Annotated in this window: 14 protein-coding genes; 2 read left to right on the top strand and 12 right to left on the bottom strand. The window is 71.4% G+C overall.

Features of this window, described 5'->3' with window-relative positions; genetic code table 11:
* Positions 1-41: 41 nt before the first annotated feature.
* Both HHX41_RS09200 and HHX41_RS09205 read left to right on the top strand, forming a co-directional pair.
* Complete coding sequence (locus tag HHX41_RS09200) at positions 42-1,577, top strand: acyl-CoA synthetase (protein ID WP_169982355.1); 1,536 nt, start codon at positions 42-44, stop codon at positions 1,575-1,577.
* A 134-nt stretch (positions 1,578-1,711) separates the two neighbouring features.
* On the top strand, positions 1,712-3,013 hold the full coding sequence (locus tag HHX41_RS09205) for a S1C family serine protease (RefSeq protein ID WP_182905567.1): 1,302 nt from the start codon (positions 1,712-1,714) through the stop codon (positions 3,011-3,013).
* 72 nt (positions 3,014-3,085) lie between these two features.
* Here HHX41_RS09205 and HHX41_RS09210 read toward each other — a convergent pair whose 3' ends face one another.
* The 12 genes from HHX41_RS09210 to HHX41_RS09265 all read right to left on the bottom strand — a co-directional run bounded on the left by HHX41_RS09210 (position 3,086) and on the right by HHX41_RS09265 (position 18,630).
* A complete protein-coding gene (locus tag HHX41_RS09210) occupies positions 3,086-3,973 on the bottom strand; it encodes a MurR/RpiR family transcriptional regulator (RefSeq protein ID WP_169982357.1) in 888 nt (295 codons plus the stop codon).
* A gap of 12 nt (positions 3,974-3,985) precedes the next feature.
* Positions 3,986-4,816: a carbohydrate ABC transporter permease gene (locus HHX41_RS09215; protein ID WP_310741866.1), complete on the bottom strand. Its 831-nt coding sequence runs from the start codon at positions 4,814-4,816 to the stop codon at positions 3,986-3,988.
* Complete coding sequence (locus tag HHX41_RS09220) at positions 4,813-5,712, bottom strand: sugar ABC transporter permease (RefSeq protein WP_310741867.1); 900 nt, start codon at positions 5,710-5,712, stop codon at positions 4,813-4,815. Before HHX41_RS09220 ends, HHX41_RS09215 begins: the two co-directional genes overlap by 4 nt.
* 95 nt (positions 5,713-5,807) lie before the next feature.
* Complete coding sequence (locus HHX41_RS09225; protein WP_182905568.1) at positions 5,808-7,115, bottom strand: extracellular solute-binding protein; 1,308 nt, start codon at positions 7,113-7,115, stop codon at positions 5,808-5,810.
* Complete coding sequence (locus HHX41_RS09230; protein ID WP_310741868.1) at positions 7,112-8,047, bottom strand: N-acetylmuramic acid 6-phosphate etherase; 936 nt, start codon at positions 8,045-8,047, stop codon at positions 7,112-7,114. The genes HHX41_RS09225 and HHX41_RS09230 overlap by 4 nt, the downstream gene beginning before the upstream one ends.
* A gap of 59 nt (positions 8,048-8,106) precedes the next feature.
* On the bottom strand, positions 8,107-9,831 hold the full coding sequence (locus tag HHX41_RS09235) for a serine hydrolase (RefSeq protein WP_220503871.1): 1,725 nt from the start codon (positions 9,829-9,831) through the stop codon (positions 8,107-8,109).
* Between the two features lie 2 nt (positions 9,832-9,833).
* Positions 9,834-11,129 (bottom strand): exo-beta-N-acetylmuramidase NamZ domain-containing protein, encoded by a 1,296-nt coding sequence (locus tag HHX41_RS09240; protein WP_169982360.1) that lies wholly within the window; start codon positions 11,127-11,129, stop codon positions 9,834-9,836.
* Between the two features lie 56 nt (positions 11,130-11,185).
* Positions 11,186-12,901, bottom strand: coding sequence for a glycoside hydrolase family 3 protein (locus HHX41_RS09245; RefSeq protein ID WP_169982361.1), 1,716 nt, complete (start codon positions 12,899-12,901; stop codon positions 11,186-11,188).
* Between the two features lie 322 nt (positions 12,902-13,223).
* Positions 13,224-14,990, bottom strand: coding sequence for a thiol reductant ABC exporter subunit CydC (gene cydC, locus HHX41_RS09250; RefSeq protein ID WP_259400794.1), 1,767 nt, complete (start codon positions 14,988-14,990; stop codon positions 13,224-13,226).
* Positions 14,987-16,672 carry a thiol reductant ABC exporter subunit CydD gene (gene cydD, locus HHX41_RS09255; protein ID WP_169982362.1) on the bottom strand — a complete coding sequence of 562 codons (1,686 nt, stop codon included), beginning with the start codon at positions 16,670-16,672 and terminating at the stop codon, positions 14,987-14,989. Before cydD ends, cydC begins: the two co-directional genes overlap by 4 nt.
* A gap of 10 nt (positions 16,673-16,682) precedes the next feature.
* Entirely contained in the window at positions 16,683-17,429 is a 747-nt protein-coding gene (locus HHX41_RS09260; protein WP_182905569.1) for a cytochrome d ubiquinol oxidase subunit II, read from the bottom strand.
* A 13-nt stretch (positions 17,430-17,442) separates the two neighbouring features.
* On the bottom strand, positions 17,443-18,630 hold the full coding sequence (locus HHX41_RS09265; RefSeq protein ID WP_182905570.1) for a cytochrome ubiquinol oxidase subunit I: 1,188 nt from the start codon (positions 18,628-18,630) through the stop codon (positions 17,443-17,445).
* Positions 18,631-18,642: the final 12 nt, after the last annotated feature.

Consider the following 18,642-nt stretch of genomic DNA (forward strand, 5'->3'; position numbering starts at 1 on the left):
CGCTTCTACCACATCGGAAGCAAACCGAGTACCGTTCGGTCATGCACCCTGGGGCGATCGCGGCGGTGACGCCGGACAAGCCGGCGGTGATCATGGCGGGCTCCGGCCGCGTGGTCACCTTCCGTGAGCTCGACGAGGAGTCCAACCGGCTCGCCCATCTGCTGCGGGCCGCGGGCCTGAAGCCCGGCGACCACATCGCGTTCATGCTGGAGAACCATCCGCTCTTCCTGGTGATCGCGTGGGCGGCCCACCGCTCGGGCCTGTACTACACGGCGATCAGCTCCCGTCTGCAGCCCGACGAGCTCGCGTACATCGTGGACAACTGCGGGGCGCGCGTCTTCATCTCCTCGGCCAAGCTCGCCGGCGTGGCGGGCGCCGTCACCGAGGCCACGCCCGGGGTCGAGCTGCGGCTCATGGTCGACGGCGTCGCCCCGGGGTTCACGTCGTACGAGGAGGCCGTGGCGGGGCAGCCCGCGACGCCGGTCGACGACGAGTGCCAGGGCGCCGACATGCTCTACTCCTCGGGCACCACGGGACGCCCCAAGGGGGTCAAGCCGCCGCTCGGCCGGGCGCCGCTGGAGACCCCCGGCGCCCTCGTGCAGCTCATCCAGTTCCTGTTCGCGCCGTCGGCCGACAGCGTGTACCTGTCGCCCGCGCCGCTCTACCACGCCGCTCCGCTGCGCTACAGCATGTCCTTCCAGCGCCTGGGCGCCACCGTGGTGGTGATGGAGCGGTTCGATCCCGAGGAGGCGCTGGCGCTCGTCGAGCGATACCGGGTCACCCACGCGCAGTGGGTCCCCACGATGTTCATCAAGATGCTCAAGCTGCCCGAGGAGGTGCGCGGGCGGTACGACCTGTCGTCGCTGCGCTGCGCCGTCCACGCCGCCGCGCCCTGCCCCGTGGAGGTCAAGGAGCGGATGATGGCGTGGTGGGGGCCGATCGTGCACGAGTACTACGCGGGCACGGAGGGCAACTGCTTCCTGTACGCCGGGCCGGAGGACTGGCTCGCCCACAAGGGCACGGTGGGCAGGCCGCTGCTCGGGGTGGCCCACGTGTGCGACGAGGAGGGCGACGAGCTGCCGCCCGGCGAGCACGGCACGGTCTACTTCTCCGGCGGGCCGACGTTCGAGTATCACGGCGACCCCGGGAAGACCGCGTCGGTCCAGGACCCCAAGGGCCGCGGCTGGACCACGCTGGGGGACATCGGCTACGTGGACGAGGACGGCTTCCTCTACCTCACCGACCGGCGCTCCTACATGATCATTTCCGGCGGCGTGAACATCTACCCGCAGGAGGCCGAGAACGTGCTGGCGATGCATCCCAAGGTGGCCGACGTGGCCGTCTTCGGGGTGCCCGACCCCGAGATGGGCGAGCAGGTGAAGGCCGTCGTGCAGCCGGCCGACCCGGCCGACGCCGGTCCCGCCCTGGAAGCCGAGCTGATCGCCTACTGCCGGGACCGCCTGGCCCACTACAAGTGCCCGAAATCGGTCGACTTCCGCGACGAGCTGCCCCGCCACCCCACGGGAAAGCTGTACAAGCGCCTGCTCAGGGACGAGTACTGGCCCCGGACGGCCTGACATAAAGTACGCGTAGGGCGCTCGGGGGACCCCGCCGCTGATCGCTTAGCGTGACCTTATCGCCGATGCGCCATCGTATTACGTGTACCGGCGGAGAGCCGGGATCACCGGCGAATCCATTGAGGGGGATGGCGATGAGCTCACCTGAGCACGTTCCCGGCAACGAGAACACCGAGGTACTCCCCGGTCACGGCTGGAGCCAGTTCGGCAGCACCCCGCCGAGGCACGGGCAGTACACGGGGGCCTACCAGTCGTACGGCGCCTATGGCAACAGTGCTTATGACACGGCGCAGTTTCCGCCGCCTCCGGCGCGGAAGGGCACGCTGACCGCTCGCCAGAAGGCGGGCGCGGGCCTCGCCCTCGTGGCCGTGGCGCTGGGCGGCGGGGTCACCGGGGCCCTCGTCGCGAACAGCGTGAACGGCGGGCAGACGGTGATCGCGAGCCCGGTGGTCAGGGGGGTGTCCAACTCCTCCGGCACCACGATCGCCGCGGTGGCCAAGGCGATCATGCCGTCGGTGGTGTCGATCGAGGTGAAGTCCGCCACGGCCGGCGGCGAGGGGTCCGGTGTCATCCTGTCGGCCGACGGTCTGATCCTGACGAACAACCACGTGGTGAGCATGGGCGGCGGGGGCGGCGGCACGGTCACCGTGAAGTTCAGCGACGGCAGGACCGCCAGCGCCGTCGTCAAGGGCACCGACCCCACCACGGACCTCGCGGTCATCCAGGCACAGGGTGTGTCCGGCCTGACCCCCGCCTCGCTCGGTGACAGCGACAAGCTCCAGGTCGGCGACGCGGTCCTCGCCATCGGCAGCCCGCTCGGCCTGGCGGGATCGGTCACCTCCGGCATCGTGAGCGCCCTCGACCGCACGCTGACCGAGAGCCCCGAAGAGCAGCAGCCCCAGTTCCCCTGGGGGATGGAGCAGCAGCAGCCGCAGCAGAGCCAGGCCGTCACGATCGGAGGCGTGATCCAGACCGACGCCGCGATCAACCCCGGCAACTCCGGCGGCGCGCTGGTCAACGCCTCCGGGCAGGTCGTCGGCATCAACACCGCGATCGCCACCGCCGGCTCCGGCTCCGGCAACATCGGTGTCGGCTTCGCGATCCCCATCAACACCGCGAAACTCGTCGCCGACCAGCTCATCAAGACGGGCAAGGCGACCCACGCGTTCTTCGGCGTGAGCGTGGCCGACGCGGTCGGCGGCGCGTCCGGCGCGGTGGTCAGGTCGCTCACGGCCGGAAGCCCGGCCGAGAAGGCCGGCCTCAAGGAGGGCGACCTGATCACCAGGATCAACGACAAGCTGGTGGACAGCGCGGAGACGCTGGTCGGCACCATCCGCAGCGCCCGCCCGGGCGACAAGGTGACCATCACCTTCACCCGCGACGGCAAGGAAAGCACCATCACCGCCGCGCTCGCGGAGCAGTCGTCCACGGGCTGACAACCCACGATCGTCGCCGGCGGGCCTCCGGGGGGACGGCCCGCCGGCGATCGCTTTTCTCCGGAAGAGTGGCTACTTGCGCCGGCGGCTGCTTATCGCGCGGAAGGTGTCCTCCAGGGCGGTGAGGGTCTCGTCGTACGTGAGCCGGGCGGCCACCCCGACGGAGAGGCAGTCGACGACGGTGAGCTGGGCGATCCTGCTACCCATCGCGCCGAAGCGGAACGGGGTCTCGCGGGCCGCGGTCTTCAGCACGATGTCGGCGAGCTCCGTGATCGGTGAGGGGTCGAAGTTCGTGATCGCGATCGTGGTCGCCTGCCGGTCGGCGGCGAGCCGCAGCGCGTCCAGGACGTCGACGGTGGTGCCGGTGTGCGAGATGCCGATCGCGACGTCGCCCCTGCGAAGCAGCGCGGCCGAGGTGAGCGCGCTGTGGAAGTCCTGCCAGGCGAAGGCCATCAGGCCGATCCGGTGCAGCTTCTGGTGCAGATCGGCCGCGACGAAGCCGCTCGCCCCGGCGCCGTAGAGGTCCACGCGGCGGGCCTCGGCGATCGCGGTGACCGCACGCTCCAGGGCGGCGGTGTCGAGGTGTTCGGCGGTTTCCGCGACCGCGCGGGAGTCGCTGTAGCCGATCTTGGCGACGATCTCGTGCAGCGGATCGTCGGCGCTGATGTCGCCGTCGAGCGGGCGGGAGTCCCCGGCACGCGACGCCTCCAGCGTCGCCTCGCGGGCGAGCGCGATCCGCAGTTCGGGGTAGCCGCGCAGCCCGATGGCCCGGCAGAAGCGCAGCACCGTGGCCTCCGAGGTGCCGCACTCGCGGGCGAGCGCCCCGATCGGCCGGTCCGCGACGCCCTGGGGGTCGGCCAGCACCGCGTGCGCGACCCGTTGCTCCGCGGGCCGCAGAGACCGGATCGCGCCGCGCAGCCGCACGAGAATCCCGTTCGAGTAGTCTCCGCCGGGGCCCATGCCGCCCTGCCTCTACTTGCTCATGCCGGCGGTCAGCCCGGCGATGATCTGCTTGGTCGCGAGGATGAACAGCACGAAGAGCGGCGCCGTGGCGAGGACCAGCCCGGCGAACAGCGCCGACCAGTCGGTCGTGTACTCGCCGAAGAACTGCGACAGCCCGCGCGGGATCGTGAACTTCTCGTCGGAGCGCAGCAGCACCAGCGGGTAGAGGAACTCATGCCACAGCGGCACGAACTGGAACAGCGTCACCGAGGCCAGCGCGGGCCGCACCAGCGGCAGCATGATCTGCCCGAAGATCCGGAATTCGCCGGCGCCGTCGAGCCGTGCCGCCTCGTCCAGCTCCCCGGGCAGGGAACGGTAGAACGCCGACAGCACGAACATGCAGAACGGCACCCCCGACGCGGCGTACAGCAGCGTGAGCCCGAGCAGCGAGTCGATCAGCCCCATGGAGTCCATGAGGTAGAAGATCGGCACCAGGCCCAGCCGGATCGGCAGCATCAGCCCCGCCAGGAAGTACGCCCCGAGCACCCGGTTTCCGAAGAAGTCGTAGCGGGCCAGCGGGTAGGCCGCCAGCGCGGAGACCGCCGTGCCGAGCAGCACGGCGCCGCAGGTGACGGTCAGCGAGTTCAGCAGGTAGGTGCTGAACGACGCCTCCGTCCACACCCGGGCGTAACTGCGCAGCGTGGGGGACGCCGGCAGCCCCAGCGGCGCGGTGAAGATCTCGCTGGTGGGCCGCAGCGAGTTGAGCAGCATGACGACCAACGGCAGCAGCGCGACGACCGCGTACCCCCACAGCAGCAGGTGGACGGCGACGCGCCCCGGAGCCCGGTGCCGGGCCGTCACAGCAGCCTCCTCTCCCGACGGCGGAAGTACGAGCTGGCCAGCAGTGAGACGCCGAAGATGAACACGAACATCAGCACGGCGAGCGCCGACGACCGCCCGATCGCGTTCACGCCGCCTTCCACGAACGCGACCCGGTAGAACAGCAGGCCGAGCACGTCGGTCGAGCCCGCCGGGGACCCGGTCGACCCGGCCATCGCGTAAACCAGCCCGAAGGCGTTGAAGTTGCCGATGAACGTCAGCACGCTCACCACGCCGATCGCCGGGGTGAGCAGCGGCAGCGTCACCCGCCGGAACGCCTGCCAGGCCGAGGCCCCGTCGACCCGGGCGGCCTCGTGATACTCGGCCGGGATTCCGGCGAGCGCGGCGGAGAACAGCAGCATGGGGAAGCCCACCCACTGCCACGCGTTGACCAGAATGACGACCGGCAGCGCCGTACGCGTGTCGCCCAGCCAGGGCAGCGCCCACGAGTCCAGCCCGGCCGCCTCGAGCAGCGAGTTGACCGGGCCGAACGTCGGGTTGAGCAGCAGGCTCCACAGGTAGCCGACGACCAGCGGATCCACAAGGTAGGGCGTGGTGAACGCGGCCTGCAGGAACCGCTTGCCGCGGCCGTGACGGAACAGCAGGAGGGCGAACAGCAGCCCGACCGTGTTCTGGATCAGCATCGTCCCGGCGAAGAACAGCGCGTTGTGCGCCAGCGCCCGCCACAGCTGCTGGTCGTAGGGGTAGACGCTGAACAGGTCCCGGTAGTTGCCGAGCCCGGCGAACCCCGTCTGCCGGATCCCGCGCCACTCGAAGAAGCTGTAGTCGAGCGCGGTGAGCAGCGGATAGACGATGAAGACCGAGTAGAGCAGGAACGCGGGCAGCAGGAAGACGGCCAGCACCCGCCACCGCGGCACGTACCGGCGACCGGCGCCGGTACGTGCCGGGCGACGTCCGGAGAAGCGTCCGGAGAAGCGTCCGGGAGGTCGCTCGGGAGAGCGTCGGGGCGTGCTCAGTTCCCCGGCTTGAACCACTGCCCGACGCCCTTCTGCACGCTCTCGGCGACCGCCTTGGGATCGGTCTGGCCCACCAGCATCTTCTGCACCTCGTCCCGGAAGACCGCGTCACCGTTCGGCTGGCCGTACCGGAAGTCGACGAGCAGCGTGTACGGCGCGCCGTTGGCGGCGTAGTTCTTCGCCATCTCGGCCAGCAGCGGGTCCGACGGCGTGACCCCGGGGACCGCGGACAACTGCTTCAGCTCGCTCGCGTAGAGCTGCCCGAACTCCGGCGTCGCCATCCACTTGACCAGTTCGAGCGCCTCGGCCTGGTGGGCTGACTTGGCGTTGACGCCGAACGAGCCGTCGGCCCCGCCCGGCGTGACGGGGGTGGTCACCGGGGAGCCGGGCGGCGGCGGCACCTGGAAGGCGCCGATCTCCAGGCTCGGGTTGGCCGCGAGCACGGGCGCCAGGTCGAAGCTGCCCGTGGGGTACATCGCGGCCTTTCCGGTGGCGAACAGCGCCTGGACGTCGGGGATCTTGACCGCCACCACGTCCTTGGGGAAGTACGGCTCAAGGTCCTTGATCATCTTGATCGAGGCCGTGAAGTCGGGGTCGGTGAACTTCTTCTCGCCGGTCAGCAGCGCGTCCCGGAACTTGGTGCTGCCGTAGCGGGCGTTGCCGAAGATCTCGTGGACGATCGGCAGTGTCCAGGTCGCGTCGGGCCCGGCCGCGACGGCGAACGGCGTGATCCCGGCCGCCTTCAGCTTCCTGGCCGTCGCGATCATGTCGTCCCAGGTGGCGGGGGTCTGGACGCCGTTGTCGCCGAACAGCTTCTTGTTGTAGAGCACCTGGAGCGTCTGGTAGGCGAACGGCACGCCGTAGATCTTGCCGTCCTTGTGGCCCTTGGCGCCTTCCAGCAGCTTGGCGTCGAAGCCGGACAGCGCCTCCACCTTGCCGTCCAGCGGCGCCAGCTGGCCCGCCTCTACCAGCGGCTGGAGCCCGCCGTACGCCCGCAGCTGGGCGACGTCGGGCCCGGCGGTGCCGGACAGGCCCGTGGCCAGGATGTTGTTGTACTCGGTGGCCTGGAACGGCTTGAACTCGACATGGATCTTCGGATGCGACTCCTCGAACTTGGCGAGGATCTTCTCGTACGCCTTGACGTCCTCCACCCGCCACGACCACAGACTCAGCGTGACCTTGTCACCGCCCGCCTTGTCGCCCTGTGCTGCGCCGCCCTGCTCGGACGCGCCGCCCCCCGGCGCGCACGCCGCCAGCGCCACCGCGAGCATCCCGATCGCCCCCGCGATCCACCTTCTCCTCATGAGACTTCCTTTCGGCTCGTAGCCAGTTCGGCAAGCGCCGCGCGGACCCTGCCGCCGGCGGCCTGTAGTGCCGTTCGCGCCTCTCCCACGGGGGCATCGGCGAGGAGGCAGACCAGGGCGACCTTCAGGTCCCCCTCTGCCGCGGTGAGTGTTTCGGCGCACTGCGCCTCGGCGCGGCCGGTGGCCTCTTCGAGGATCGTGACCAGGCGGCCGCGGAGTTTGGCGTTGGTGGCGGTCACGTCGATCATGAGGTTCGAGTATGTCCTGCCGAGCCGGATCATGACCGCAGTGGAGAACGAGTTCAGCACGAGCTTCTGCGCGGTTCCGGCCTTCATCCTCGTCGATCCCGCGATGACCTCGGGGCCGGTGTCGACCGCGACGTGGACGTCGACCTCGCCGCCGAGCGGGGCCGGTGGGTTCGACGACACCAGGACGGTCGCCGCCCCGGCCGCGCTCGCCGCGCGCAGCGCCCCCGCGACGTACGGCGTGCGCCCGCTGGCCGACAGCCCGATCGCCAGGTCGCCCTCGCCCAGGCCGAGCGCCTCGGCGGCGCCCGTCGCCTCGTCGTCCTCCACGTTCTCCATCGCCTGCTCGAAGGCGGCGATGCCGCCGGCGTGGTGCGCGACGACCTGCCGCGGGTCGATCGTGTACGTCGGCACGAGTTCGGCCGCGTCGAGCACCGCGATGCGGCCGGAGCTGCCCGCGCCGAAGTAGTGGATCGACCGGCCCGCCAGCAGTGCGCTCACCCCGAGGTCGACGGCCTTGGCCAGCTCGGGGAGGACGGCGCGGACCGCCGGGGCGACCAGGCAGTCCTCGTGGTTGATGAGCTTCAGCGTGTCGAGGGTGGAACGGAGGTCGATGTCGGCCGTACGCGGGTTGGCACGTTCGGTGGGGGCCGTCACCTTGACTGCCTCGAGCTCATCATCCCTCACGGATCTCTCCCCCTCGTAGAAGAACGCGTTACACAATCGATTCCGGTCTGAGCCGGACGTCAATACATGGATCGGGTCCAGCCGTCGGCGACGAACAGGTCCGCGTCGTGCGGGTTCTGGTCCTCGAAGTGAACCCCCGGCCCGCTGATCCGCACCGTGTCCACGTACACGCCGCGGCCCTGGTAGAGCGGGTCGCTCACGTAGCGCCACCGCAGCCCTGTGGTCCCGGCGGGGAGGCCGGCCTCCGCGCGCAGCCACCGGCGGCCCTCGAAACCCGAGAACGTGCCGTCCGACGACCAGCGGTGCGGGCCGGCGCTCAGCTCCATCGGCACCGGGCTCCAGGTGGCCCCGCCATCCGTGCTGGCCTCGAGGGACCCGATGTCGGAGTCCGCCTCCGTGTCGTACCACAGGGCGAAGGAGAGCCGCCCGCCCTGCGGCGCGCCGACCGGCAGTGTGAGCGTCGCCGTCCGGGCGTCCCCGACTCCGGAGAACCACGCCTCCTGCCCCGTGTCCGGCCGTACCGGAATGGCCAGCGCCAGGTCGCGGGCGACCGCCCGACGGGCCGGGTTGTTGGAGCCCCAGTCCCGGCTGGGGTGCACCCGGTTGGTCAGCAGGATCACGAACGAGCCGGACAGCGGGTCGATGACGAACGACGTCCCCGTGTAACCGGTGTGCCCGCCGGTCACCGGCGAGGAGAGCCCCTCCATGTACCACATCTGGTCGAGCTCGAAGCCGAGGCCGTGCGAGTCGCCGGGGAAGCCGGTGTTGAAGTTCGTCAGCAGCAGCCGTACCGAGTCCTCCGACAGGATGCGCGCCCGGCCGTAGTGACCGCCGTTGAGCAGCGTCTGGGCCAGGATCGCCATGTCGTAGGCCGTGGAGAAGACCCCGGCGTGGCCGGCGACCCCGCCGAGCGACCAGGCGTTCTCGTCGTGCACTTGGCCCCAGACCATGCCGCGGTCAGGTTCCGTCGTGGTCTGGTACTCGGTGGCGGCGATCCGCGGCTTGAGCGCCGGGTCGGGGTTGTAGCCGGTGTCGCGCATCCCGAGCGGCCCGGTCAGGCTCTCCGCGACGACCGCGTCGAGCCGCTTGCCGGTCACCCGCTCCACGATCACTCCGAGCGTGATCAGGTTGAGGTCGGAGTAGAGGTAGACCCTGTCCGGCGGGTTCGCCGGGGCGACGTTCCAGACCGCGGCGTACCGTTCCTCCATGGTCGGGTAGTTGTACAGCGGTATCCACGCCGGCAGCCCTGACGTGTGGGTGAGCAGGTTCCGGACCGTGATCGCACCCTTGCCCTTCGCCGCGAACTCGGGGACGTACGCGGTCACCGGGGTGTCGAGCCCGATCCGGCCCTGCTCGATCTGGTGCACAGCCACGATCGAGGTGAACAGCTTGGACACCGACGCCATATCGAAGATCGTGTCCTTGCGCATCGGCATCTGCTGGTCCGGCGGCAGCTCGGTGGGCTTGGAATCGGCGTAGCGCACCGCCTTCCCCATCGCCTCGTGGGTCGCGATCACGCCGTCGCGGCCCGCGATCACGACCGCGCCCGCGTAGAGCGGCCGCGTCGGCGACGGCGCCATGAACCTCGCGGCATCGGGCGTGATCCGGTCCACGTACTCGGAGACCAGGCCCGCCATGCCGGCGTCGCCGTACCGCAGCTCCTTGTCGGCGAAGTGCACGTCGCCGATGGTGACGGTCGGCGGGCCCTCGACGGCCGCCGCCGCGGACAGGGGGGTCGTCGCGGTGAGCGCCACCGCGAGCAGGAGAACAGGCAGAGCACGCACCGCTAGTTCCCTCCGCGGTAGATCAGGTACTTCTCGCGGGTCGTGGCGAAAGCCCCGAGCGTGCCGGCCCAGCCGGCCTCGACCTCGTCGGGGCCCTTCCCGGCGTCGATGTCGGTCCGGACCTGGGTCGAGCCGGTCATCTTGTCGATCCAGTACGGGCGGGCCGGGTCGGAGGTGTCGTACCGCCAGGCGAAGCCGTTCGGGTAGAGCCGCTTCGCCGTGACGATCATCGCCATGCCCGTCTTGACCGGGTCGAAAGCCTTCCGGTCGGTGACGTACAGCTGCACCCCGCCGCACAGTGTGTTCACGTGCTTGGAGAACGTGGGCGTGAAGTAGGCCGGCCGGAACCCGGCGCCGGGCAGGCCCAGCGCGTTGAGCGCGTCCGCCCACCGGTGGTCGACGTACGGGGCGCCGATGAGCTCGAAGGGCCGGGTGGTACCGCGTCCCTCCGACAGGTTGGTGCCCTCGAACATGCCGGTGCCCGGGTAGACGAACGCCGTGTCCACGGTCGGCATGTTCGGCGACGGCAGGACCCAGGGCATGCCGGTGTCCTCGTACGCCAGGTCCCGCTTCCAGCCGCGCATCTCCACGACCGTGAGATCCACCGGCTGGTCCAGGAATTCGGCGTTGAACAGCTTCGCCAGCTCGCCGACGCTCATGCCGTGCGCCTGGGAGATCGCCTCCCGGCCGATGAACGTGGAGAACTGCGGCGTCATGACGGGCCCGTAGGCCCGGCGGCCGGTGATCGGGTTAGGCCGGTCGAGGACGACGAACCGCTTGCCGGCCAGCGCCGCGGCCTGCATGGAGTCGAACATCGTCCATATGTAGGTGTAGAAGCGGGCGCCCGCGTCCTGGATGTCGAACATGATCGTGTCCACACCCGACCTGGTGAAGATGCCGGCCAGCGCCTGACCGCTCTTCAGGTACGTGTCGTAGACCGGCAGCCCGGTCTGCTCGTCCACGTAGAAACCTTCGGAGCCGCCGGCCTGAGCCGTGCCGCGGAACCCGTGCTCGGGGCCGAACACCGCGACGAGATCGATCTTGTGGCTGGCGGCCATCACGTCGACCTCGTGGCGGAGGTCGGGCAGGATGCCGGTCGGGTTGGTCACGATGCCGACCTTCTGGCCCCGCACGTGCGTGTAGTCGCCGGCCATCAGGACCTGGACGCCGGTCTGGAAGTTGCGGGGCAGTGGGTGGTCGCCGAGCCGGGGGACGCCGGCGCCTGTGCCGGCCATGGCGGCGGGCACGGCTACGGCGGCGGTCGACAGCAGGGCGCGCCGGGAGAAGAGCTGACCCATCGGGTGGTGCTCCGTTCTGGGGAGGGGGTGCTCCGTTTTGGGGAGGGTCAGGAGCTTCAGTAGCTCAGGCCGTGGCCGTAGGGGTAGAGCACGGAGCCGTCGGCGGACGGTATCGTCACCGGCAGCTTGCCCTTGGGGTCGGTCTCGCCGAACAGCACGCGTGCGGTGGCCTCCATCGCCGGCTTCTCCCAGGAGTACGTCGCGAGGTACGCCGGAGCGTTGGGGAAGTTCGCGATGTCGTACGGATTCCGGGCGGCGACGATGACGACGGGCTTGCCTGTGGCGAGCAGCGCGTTGACCAGGTTGCGCTGGGAGGCCGAGCTCTGGGAGTTCACCGTGGTGACCACGACGACGTCGCCGGCCTTGGCTTTGGCCACCGCGGCGTTGACGGTGGCCTGGTTGGGGGCCGCCCCCGTCTCGAACATCTCGGTGGTGACCCCGAGAGCGCCGATAGCCTTGGCCAGCCGCTCGGTCGGCGGGATCTTGACGGACGGCGGCGTGACGTTGCGGTAGCCCGTCACCAGCACGCGCTGCCCGGTGTTCTTCAGCGGAAGCACGCCGGCGCTGTTCCGCACGAGCGTCACGCTGTGGTTGGCGACCGCGCGAGCGAGCGCCTTGTTCGCCGGTGTGCCGAGGCGGTCGAGCACCTTGCCCTCGTCGACCTGCCGGTCGCCGTCGAAGAGGCCGCGATTCTTCTTGAGGCGCAGGACCCGGTAGACGGACTCGTCGACACGCTCCTCGGTCAGCTCGCCCGAGCGGACCGCGCTCAGCACCGCGTTGTAGGCGACATCGAGGGACAGCGTGCTGCTCGGGTCATCGACGATCATGAGCATGTCGACCCCGGCCTTGAGCGCGAGCACCGGGATGCGGTCGTCGCCGTACTTGTCGCGCACCCCCTGCATGCCCAGCGAGTCCGTGACCACGACGCCGTCGTAGCCGAGCTCGCCGCGCAGCAGCCCGGTCATGATCTCCGGGTCGACCGTCGCGGGGTCGCAGCCCTGCTGGGTCACCACGTCGCAGTCGCTCTGCAGATACGGCATCACGACGTGTGCCGTCATGATCATGTCGACGCCCGCGGTGATGCCGGCCCGGAAGGGCGGCGCGTCGATCCGCTCCCACTGCTCCTTCGTATGGAAGATCCACGGCACGCTGTTGTGGCTGTCGTTGATCGTGTCGCCGTGGCCCGGGAAGTGCTTCAGGGTCGCCGAGACTCCGCCCTGCTGCAGGCCGTGGACGGAGGCTCGCGTCAGGTCCGACACGAGTTCGGTGTTCTCCCCGAACGAGCGGACGCCGATCACCGGGTTGCCCGGGTTGACGTTGACGTCGGCGACGGGCGCGTAGTCCTGGTTGATGCCGAGCGCGCTCAGCTCCCGGCCGGTGACCTTCCCGGCGGTGAGTGCGTCACCCGGGCTGCGGGTCGCCCCGAGCGCCATCTGCCCGGGGAACGCCGTGAACGGCTCGTCCAGCCGGTAGACGGCGCCGTGCTCCTGGTCTGTGGCGATCAGCAGCGGAATCTTCGCGGGCTGTGCCAGCGCCGCCCGCTGCAGGTCGTTGGAGAGCCCCGCAGTCTTGACGGGGTCGTTCAGGTTGTTCGCCCACCGGAAGTACAGGATCGCGCCGAGCTTGTACTTGGCGACGAGGTCGTCGCCGTTCTCGACGTCCGGCCCGTACATCGCCCGGTTCGCGGCCACGTCGGCCGGGCTGGTCGTGTCGCCGCTCTCGCCGTAGACGTCCGCCACGAAGAGCTGCCCGACTTTCTCCTCGAGACTCATGTTCGCGATCTTGCCGAGGATCCAGGGATCCTTCCCGCCGTCGGCGTGGACGGCCGGTGCCGCCCCCGCCCCGAGAACCACTGCCGTCGCCAGAGCCAGTAACCGCCGGTAACGCATACGTCCTCCAACCCCTCGCATGAAGGTAAATGCCATGCAAGGTCATTGCGTTGCCTGAAAATTACTTACATTTGACTTGATCCGCAATGCCTTGTTCACGGAAACCTTCCGTGCGACGGTGTCCGGGCGCGCGATCATTTCGAGGGCGCGGGCTCGGAAGCGACGATCGTGCGCGTGGTCGAACAGACAGCGGGACGCCAGGTGTTCAGGAGCGGCGGGTGAGCTCCTCCGACTCCCACAGGTCCCGGTAGTAACCCGGGACGGCGACGAGGCCGGCATGGGTACCCCGCTGGGTGACCCTGCCCCCCTCCAGCACGACGATCTCGTCGACCTGCTCCAGGCCGTGCAGCCGATGGGTGACCAGCAGCGTCGTGCGGCCCCGGGTGGCGTCCAGCAGGTCGGCCATCAGCAGGTCGGCCGTCTCCTCGTCGAGGGCCTCGGCAGGCTCGTCCAGCAGGAGGACGGGAGGGTCGTACAGCAGGGCCCGGGCCAGCGCGAGCCGCTGGAGCTGGCCGCCGGAGACCGTCCGGCCGTCCTCGCCGAGCACCGTGTCCCAGCCGGTGCGCTCGGTCCACGCGTCCAGCCGCGTCCGCCGTACGGCCGCCTCGACGTCCTCGGCGGACGCCTCCGGCCCGGCCAGGCGCAGGTTGTCCCGGACCGTGGCCTGGAAGACGTACGGGTCCTGGGTGAGGCCCGTGACGAGCGCCCGCACGTCGTCGGAGGACAGGCGCCGCACGTCGGCGCCGTTCAGCCGGATCGCGCCCGACTCGAACTCCACGGTCCGCATCAGCGCCGACAGCAGCGTGCTCTTCCCGGCGCCGCTCGGGCCCACCACCGCGACCCGCCTGCCCGGGGTCAGCGTCAGGCTCACGCCGTCCAGCGCGGGCTCGCGGTCGCCGTGACGCACCACGAGGTCCTCGACCTCGACCGTCAGCGGCGGCTCGGGCACGGGCGCCGGATCCGCGGGCTCCCGCACCGCCGGGGGAGTGGCGGCGATCTCCCTGAGCCTGCGCAGCGCCGCGACCACCCCCGCGAACCGCTCGCCCGCCGCCGCCAGGGGCAGCGCGGGCTCGAAGGCGACCAGCGAGGTCAGGGCGGCCACGGCGGTCGCGACCCGGCCGAGATCGGCGGCCTGGGCCACCAGGACCACGGAGACGACGGTCAGCCCCTGCGTCAGCATGCCGACGCCGAGCGCGGCGGCGTTGATCCGCGCCTGTCCCCGCTCCAGCCGGGACAGCCGCCCGTCGGCGTCCATCGCCGCCGACAGCGCCCGGTCCCGCGCGCCGTACGCCGCGAGGTCGGCCGCGCCGTGGACCAGGTCGGCCACCCGGGCGGCCAGGTCGGCGCGGGCCGGGGCGATCCGCGCCGACCAGCGCCGGGCGGCCACGGCCGTGCCTGCGGGCAGCAGCACCCCGGCGGCGAGCAGTCCGGCGGCGAGCACGAACGCGGCGGCGGGCAGCAGGAAGCCCGCGATGACGACGGCCGTGACGCCGGTGACCAGGGCGGCGGCGGCCGGCAGCAGACAGCGGACGAGCAGGTCCTGCACGGCGTCGGTGTCGTCCACCATCCGGCTGAGCAGGTCGGCCCCGCGCTGCGGCAGCGGCCCGGCCGGGATCAGCGCCCGGTAGAGGCGCTCGCGGGTGCCCGCCTGGGCACGCAGCGCGACGTCGTGCCCGGCCAGGCGCTCGCCGTACCGGAACACGCCACGGGTGGTGGCGAACGCCCGCACGGCCACGATCGCGACCGACAGCGCCGCCAGCGGCGGCTGCTCGGCGGCACGCGTGATCAGCCAGGCGGCCGACGCGATGAGCGCGACCCCCGCGAGGTCGGCCGCCGATCCGGCGAGCGCGGCGAGCACGAGCCGCCGGCCCATCCCGGCGACAACTGACAGCGGCGACGCCGTGGCCGTCCCCGTGGCCGTCTCCGTGGCCGTCTCCATGGCCGTCCCCGTGCTCGTTCCCGTGCGGCTCATCGGGCCTCACCGTCCCGTGCGGAGATCGGGGGGACTGGAACCGCGGGGACGAGGGCGCCGCCGTCGAGGCGGACGACCCGGTCGGCCAGGTCGATCATCGCGGGCCGGTGGGCGACGATGATCGCCGTACGGCCCTCCGCCAGCCTGCGCGTGGCCGCCACGATCGCCGCCTCGCTCCTGCCGTCCAGCCGCGCGGTGGGCTCGTCCAGCAGCAGCACCTGGGCGGCCGGGCGGCAGAACGCCCTGGCCAGGGCGACCCGCTGCCGCTGGCCCGCCGACAGGTTCGCCCCGCGCTCGCCCAGCGGGGTGTCGTACCCCCGCGGCAGGGCGCCGGCGAACTCCGCCACCTGCGCCGCCTCGGCGGCGGCTCTGATCTCCTCCGGCGTGGCCGCCGAGCCGAGCGCGATGTTGTCGGCCACCGAGGTCGCGAACAGGTGCGGGCGCTGCGGCACGAAGGCCAGCCGCCGCCGCCACTCGTCGAGGTCGAGGCCGGCCAGATCCGTCCCGTCCGCCAGCACCCGCCCCTCGGACGGGGTCACGAACCCGAGCAGCAGGTGCAGCAGCGTGCTCTTCCCCGCGCCGCTCGGGCCCACGATCGCGACCCGCTCGCCCGGTTCGATGACCAGCGACACACGGTCGAGCGCGGCCTCCTCCCGGCCCGGGTAGCGCACGGTGACGTCCTCCAGCCGGATTCGCGGAGGTCCGCCGCCCGTCACGGCCGGAGCGAACCGGGGCTGCCGCTCCTGCGGCTCCTTCGACCCCTCGGGGGGCGTGATCACCGCGAACGCCTCGTCGGCGGCGGCGACGCCCTCCATGGCGGCGTGGAAGCGCGTGCCCATCGCGCGCAGCGGCAGGTACGCCTCCGGGGCCAGCAGCAGCACGAGCAGCGCCGTGCCCAGGTCGAGCGAGCCCGACAGCAGCCGCAGCCCCACCGGCACCGCCACCAGCGCCAGCGACAGCGACGCCACGAGTTCGAGCACCAGCGACGACAGGAACGCCACCCGCAGCGTGCGCATGGTCGCGGCGCGGTGGGCCTCGGCCACCTCGCGGATCACCGATGCCTGGTAGCGGGCCCGGCCGAAGGCCCGCAGCGTCGGCAGACCGCGCACCACGTCGAGGAAGTGGCCGCCGAGGCGGGACAGGGCCCGCCACTGCCGTTCGGTCACCGCCTTGGTGGTCCACCCGACCAGCGCCCCGAAGATCGGGATCAGCGGCAGCGTGAGCACCACGATCACGGCGGTGGCCAGGTCGGCCACGAAGAGCCGGACGACGACCGCGAGCGGCACGACCCCGGCCACGGCGACCGACGGGAGATAACCGGTCAGGTACGGGTCGAGCGCGTCGAGTCCCCGGCCCGCGAGCGTCACCAGCTCACCCGAGCGGTACGCCGGCCCGAGGCCCTCCACCCGACCCAGGAGCAGCCGCCGCAGGGCCGACTTCAGCGCGGTGGCCCCGCGGCCCGCGAGCACGCCCTGCGCCCAGCCGAGCAGCCCGCGGGAGGCCACGACGAGCGCGAGGGGGAACAGCGCGGCGACCGCGAAGCGGCCGGAGAGCACCCCGGCCAGCAGCTCCGCCTGCACGAGCACGAGCAGCCCGGCCGCCACCGCCGCCGCCAGGCAGCAGGCGAGGTGGAGGCGGACGCTCCGCTCGGCGCGGGCCAGCCGGAGGAGATCCTTGTGCAACGGTCCCCAATCAGAAGAACGTCGGCAGCGCGCCCCTGGAGAAGGTGCGCCACACCCATACTTGCGCGCCCACGAGGATCGGGGCGAACGGGACCACCATGACACTGAGCACAGTCAGTGTCTGATCCGGGGCGGTGTTGCCGACCATGTGCGCGGCCGTGGCCACCATGACCAGGATCGCGGGCGATGCGGCGGCGCAGGTCGACAGCAGCAGCGCCCGCCCGCCCGTGCGCGGGCCGTCCTGCAGGCGCCAGGCCGCGAATGCGCGCCCGTGCCAGGCGAGCAGCGCGAGCAGGGCGACGCCTCCCGCGACGCCCGGCACGTCGAAGGGCGAGGCGGGCAGACCGCGCACGACGGCCACCAGGATCGCGCCCCAGGCGAGGGCCAGCCCCGCCGAGCCCGCGCACAGCGCGCCGTCCCACACCAGCCGCCAGGCGGCGCCACCGGCCCTGCGGCGGAACCACAGCCCCGCGTCGCGCACGATCCACGCCAGCAGCAGGGCCACGACGAGGGGATACAGGCGGCTCAGCGTCACGCCCTCCAGCACCGGAAAAGCCCCGAACAGCACGCCGGCGAGCGCCACGAGCCACACCTCGTTGGCGAGCACGAACGGGGCCATCGCGCCGACGAGACGGTCCCGGGCGGCGGGGGAGCGGCCAAGCACGGGCAGCAGCACGCCGAGCCCGATGTCGAAGCCCTCCAGGGCGAAGTAGCCGGCGAGCAGGACGGCGAACGTCAGAAACCAGAAGATGTCCATGAAACGCGTGTCCTCACAGCGAGCGGGCGGGGACGGGCGGCGTGGTGACGGGGAGATCGGCGGCGCCGAGCGCGATCCGCTCCGGGCCGCGCCGTACGGCACGGGCGATGAGCACGTAGTCGACGACGGCGAGCAGCCCGAGCACGCCGACGAATCCGGCGAAGGAGACGGTGATGTCCCCCCGGGTCAGCCCGGGGGTGAGGGCGTCGGCCACCGAGAGTTTGCCGTACACCAGCCAGGGCTGGCGGCCCACCTCACGGACGAGCCAGCCGGCGATCGCCGCGACGAACGGCAGCGGGGTCATGGCGATGAGGAGCGGATGCAGCCAGCGCCAGCGGGCCAGCAGGTCGCGGATCAGCAGCGGCGCCAGCACGAACATCACGGCGAACTGGACGAGCTGCCCGATCATGATCATCAGTCCGAGCGCCAGGCCGGGGGCCGCCCCGTGGAACTTGTCCGGCTGGACGTCGCTGACCGGCCCGAACTGGGCGTAGCCGAACCCGACCGTGAACAGCGACCCGATGAGGGCGGTCAGCACGCCGATGCGCAGGGAGCGGGTGAAGAACTCCCGCTCGGGGGTGCGCCGGAACAGGTGGTAGGCGCTGGCGCCCATGACGACGAACCCGCCGGCCCACAGCCCGGCGCCCAGCACGTGGGGGAGCGCGAAGACGAGCGAGGGGTTGGTGAACAGCGCGCCGAAGTCGCGCAGCACGAGCCGCCCGCCCTCCTCGGCCGCGCCCGCCGGATGCTGCAGGAAGGAGTTGGCGACCAGGATGAACAGCGCCGAGGCGTACGCCGTCAGGGTCACCAGCCAGATGCACGCCACGTGCAGTCCGCGCGGCAGCCGGTGCCAGCCGAAGATCCATAGGCCGAGGAACGTGGACTCCAGGAAGAAGGCGAGCAGCGTCTCCAGGGCCAGCGGCGCGCCGAACACGTCGCCCGCGTAGTGCGAAAGCCCGCTCCAGCTCAGCCCGAACTGGAACTCCATCACGAGCCCGGTGACGATGCCGAGCGCGTAGTTGATCACGTAGATCTGCCCCCAGGAGCGGGTCATCCGCTCGTACAGGGGATTCCCGCCGATGGCGAACCGGGTGTGCATGATCGCCACCAGCGGGGCCAGCCCGAGCGTGAGCACGACGAACAGGAAGTGGAGGTTTCCGGTCACGGCGAACTGCAGCCGGGCGAGGCCGACGACGTCCATTGATCTCTCCAT

It is taken from the genome of Microbispora sp. H13382, assembly GCF_014161445.1.
In the GTDB taxonomy this organism is placed as follows: Bacteria; Actinomycetota; Actinomycetes; order Streptosporangiales; family Streptosporangiaceae; genus Microbispora.

Excerpts from the sequence above, each read along its gene's own strand:
- HHX41_RS09245 (WP_169982361.1), bottom strand. The coding sequence starts at position 12,901 with ATGAGTCTCGAGGAGAAAGTCGGGCAGCTCTTCGTGGCGGACGTCTAC.
- HHX41_RS09205 (WP_182905567.1), top strand. The coding sequence starts at position 1,712 with ATGAGCTCACCTGAGCACGTTCCCGGCAACGAGAACACCGAGGTACTC.
- HHX41_RS09200 (WP_169982355.1), top strand. The coding sequence starts at position 42 with ATGCACCCTGGGGCGATCGCGGCGGTGACGCCGGACAAGCCGGCGGTG.
- HHX41_RS09240 (WP_169982360.1), bottom strand. The coding sequence starts at position 11,129 with ATGGGTCAGCTCTTCTCCCGGCGCGCCCTGCTGTCGACCGCCGCCGTA.
- cydC (WP_259400794.1), bottom strand. The coding sequence starts at position 14,990 with ATGAGCCGCACGGGAACGAGCACGGGGACGGCCATGGAGACGGCCACG.
- HHX41_RS09260 (WP_182905569.1), bottom strand. The coding sequence starts at position 17,429 with ATGGACATCTTCTGGTTTCTGACGTTCGCCGTCCTGCTCGCCGGCTAC.
- HHX41_RS09265 (WP_182905570.1), bottom strand. The coding sequence starts at position 18,630 with ATGGACGTCGTCGGCCTCGCCCGGCTGCAGTTCGCCGTGACCGGAAAC.
- HHX41_RS09225 (WP_182905568.1), bottom strand. The coding sequence starts at position 7,115 with ATGAGGAGAAGGTGGATCGCGGGGGCGATCGGGATGCTCGCGGTGGCG.
- HHX41_RS09210 (WP_169982357.1), bottom strand. The coding sequence starts at position 3,973 with ATGGGCCCCGGCGGAGACTACTCGAACGGGATTCTCGTGCGGCTGCGC.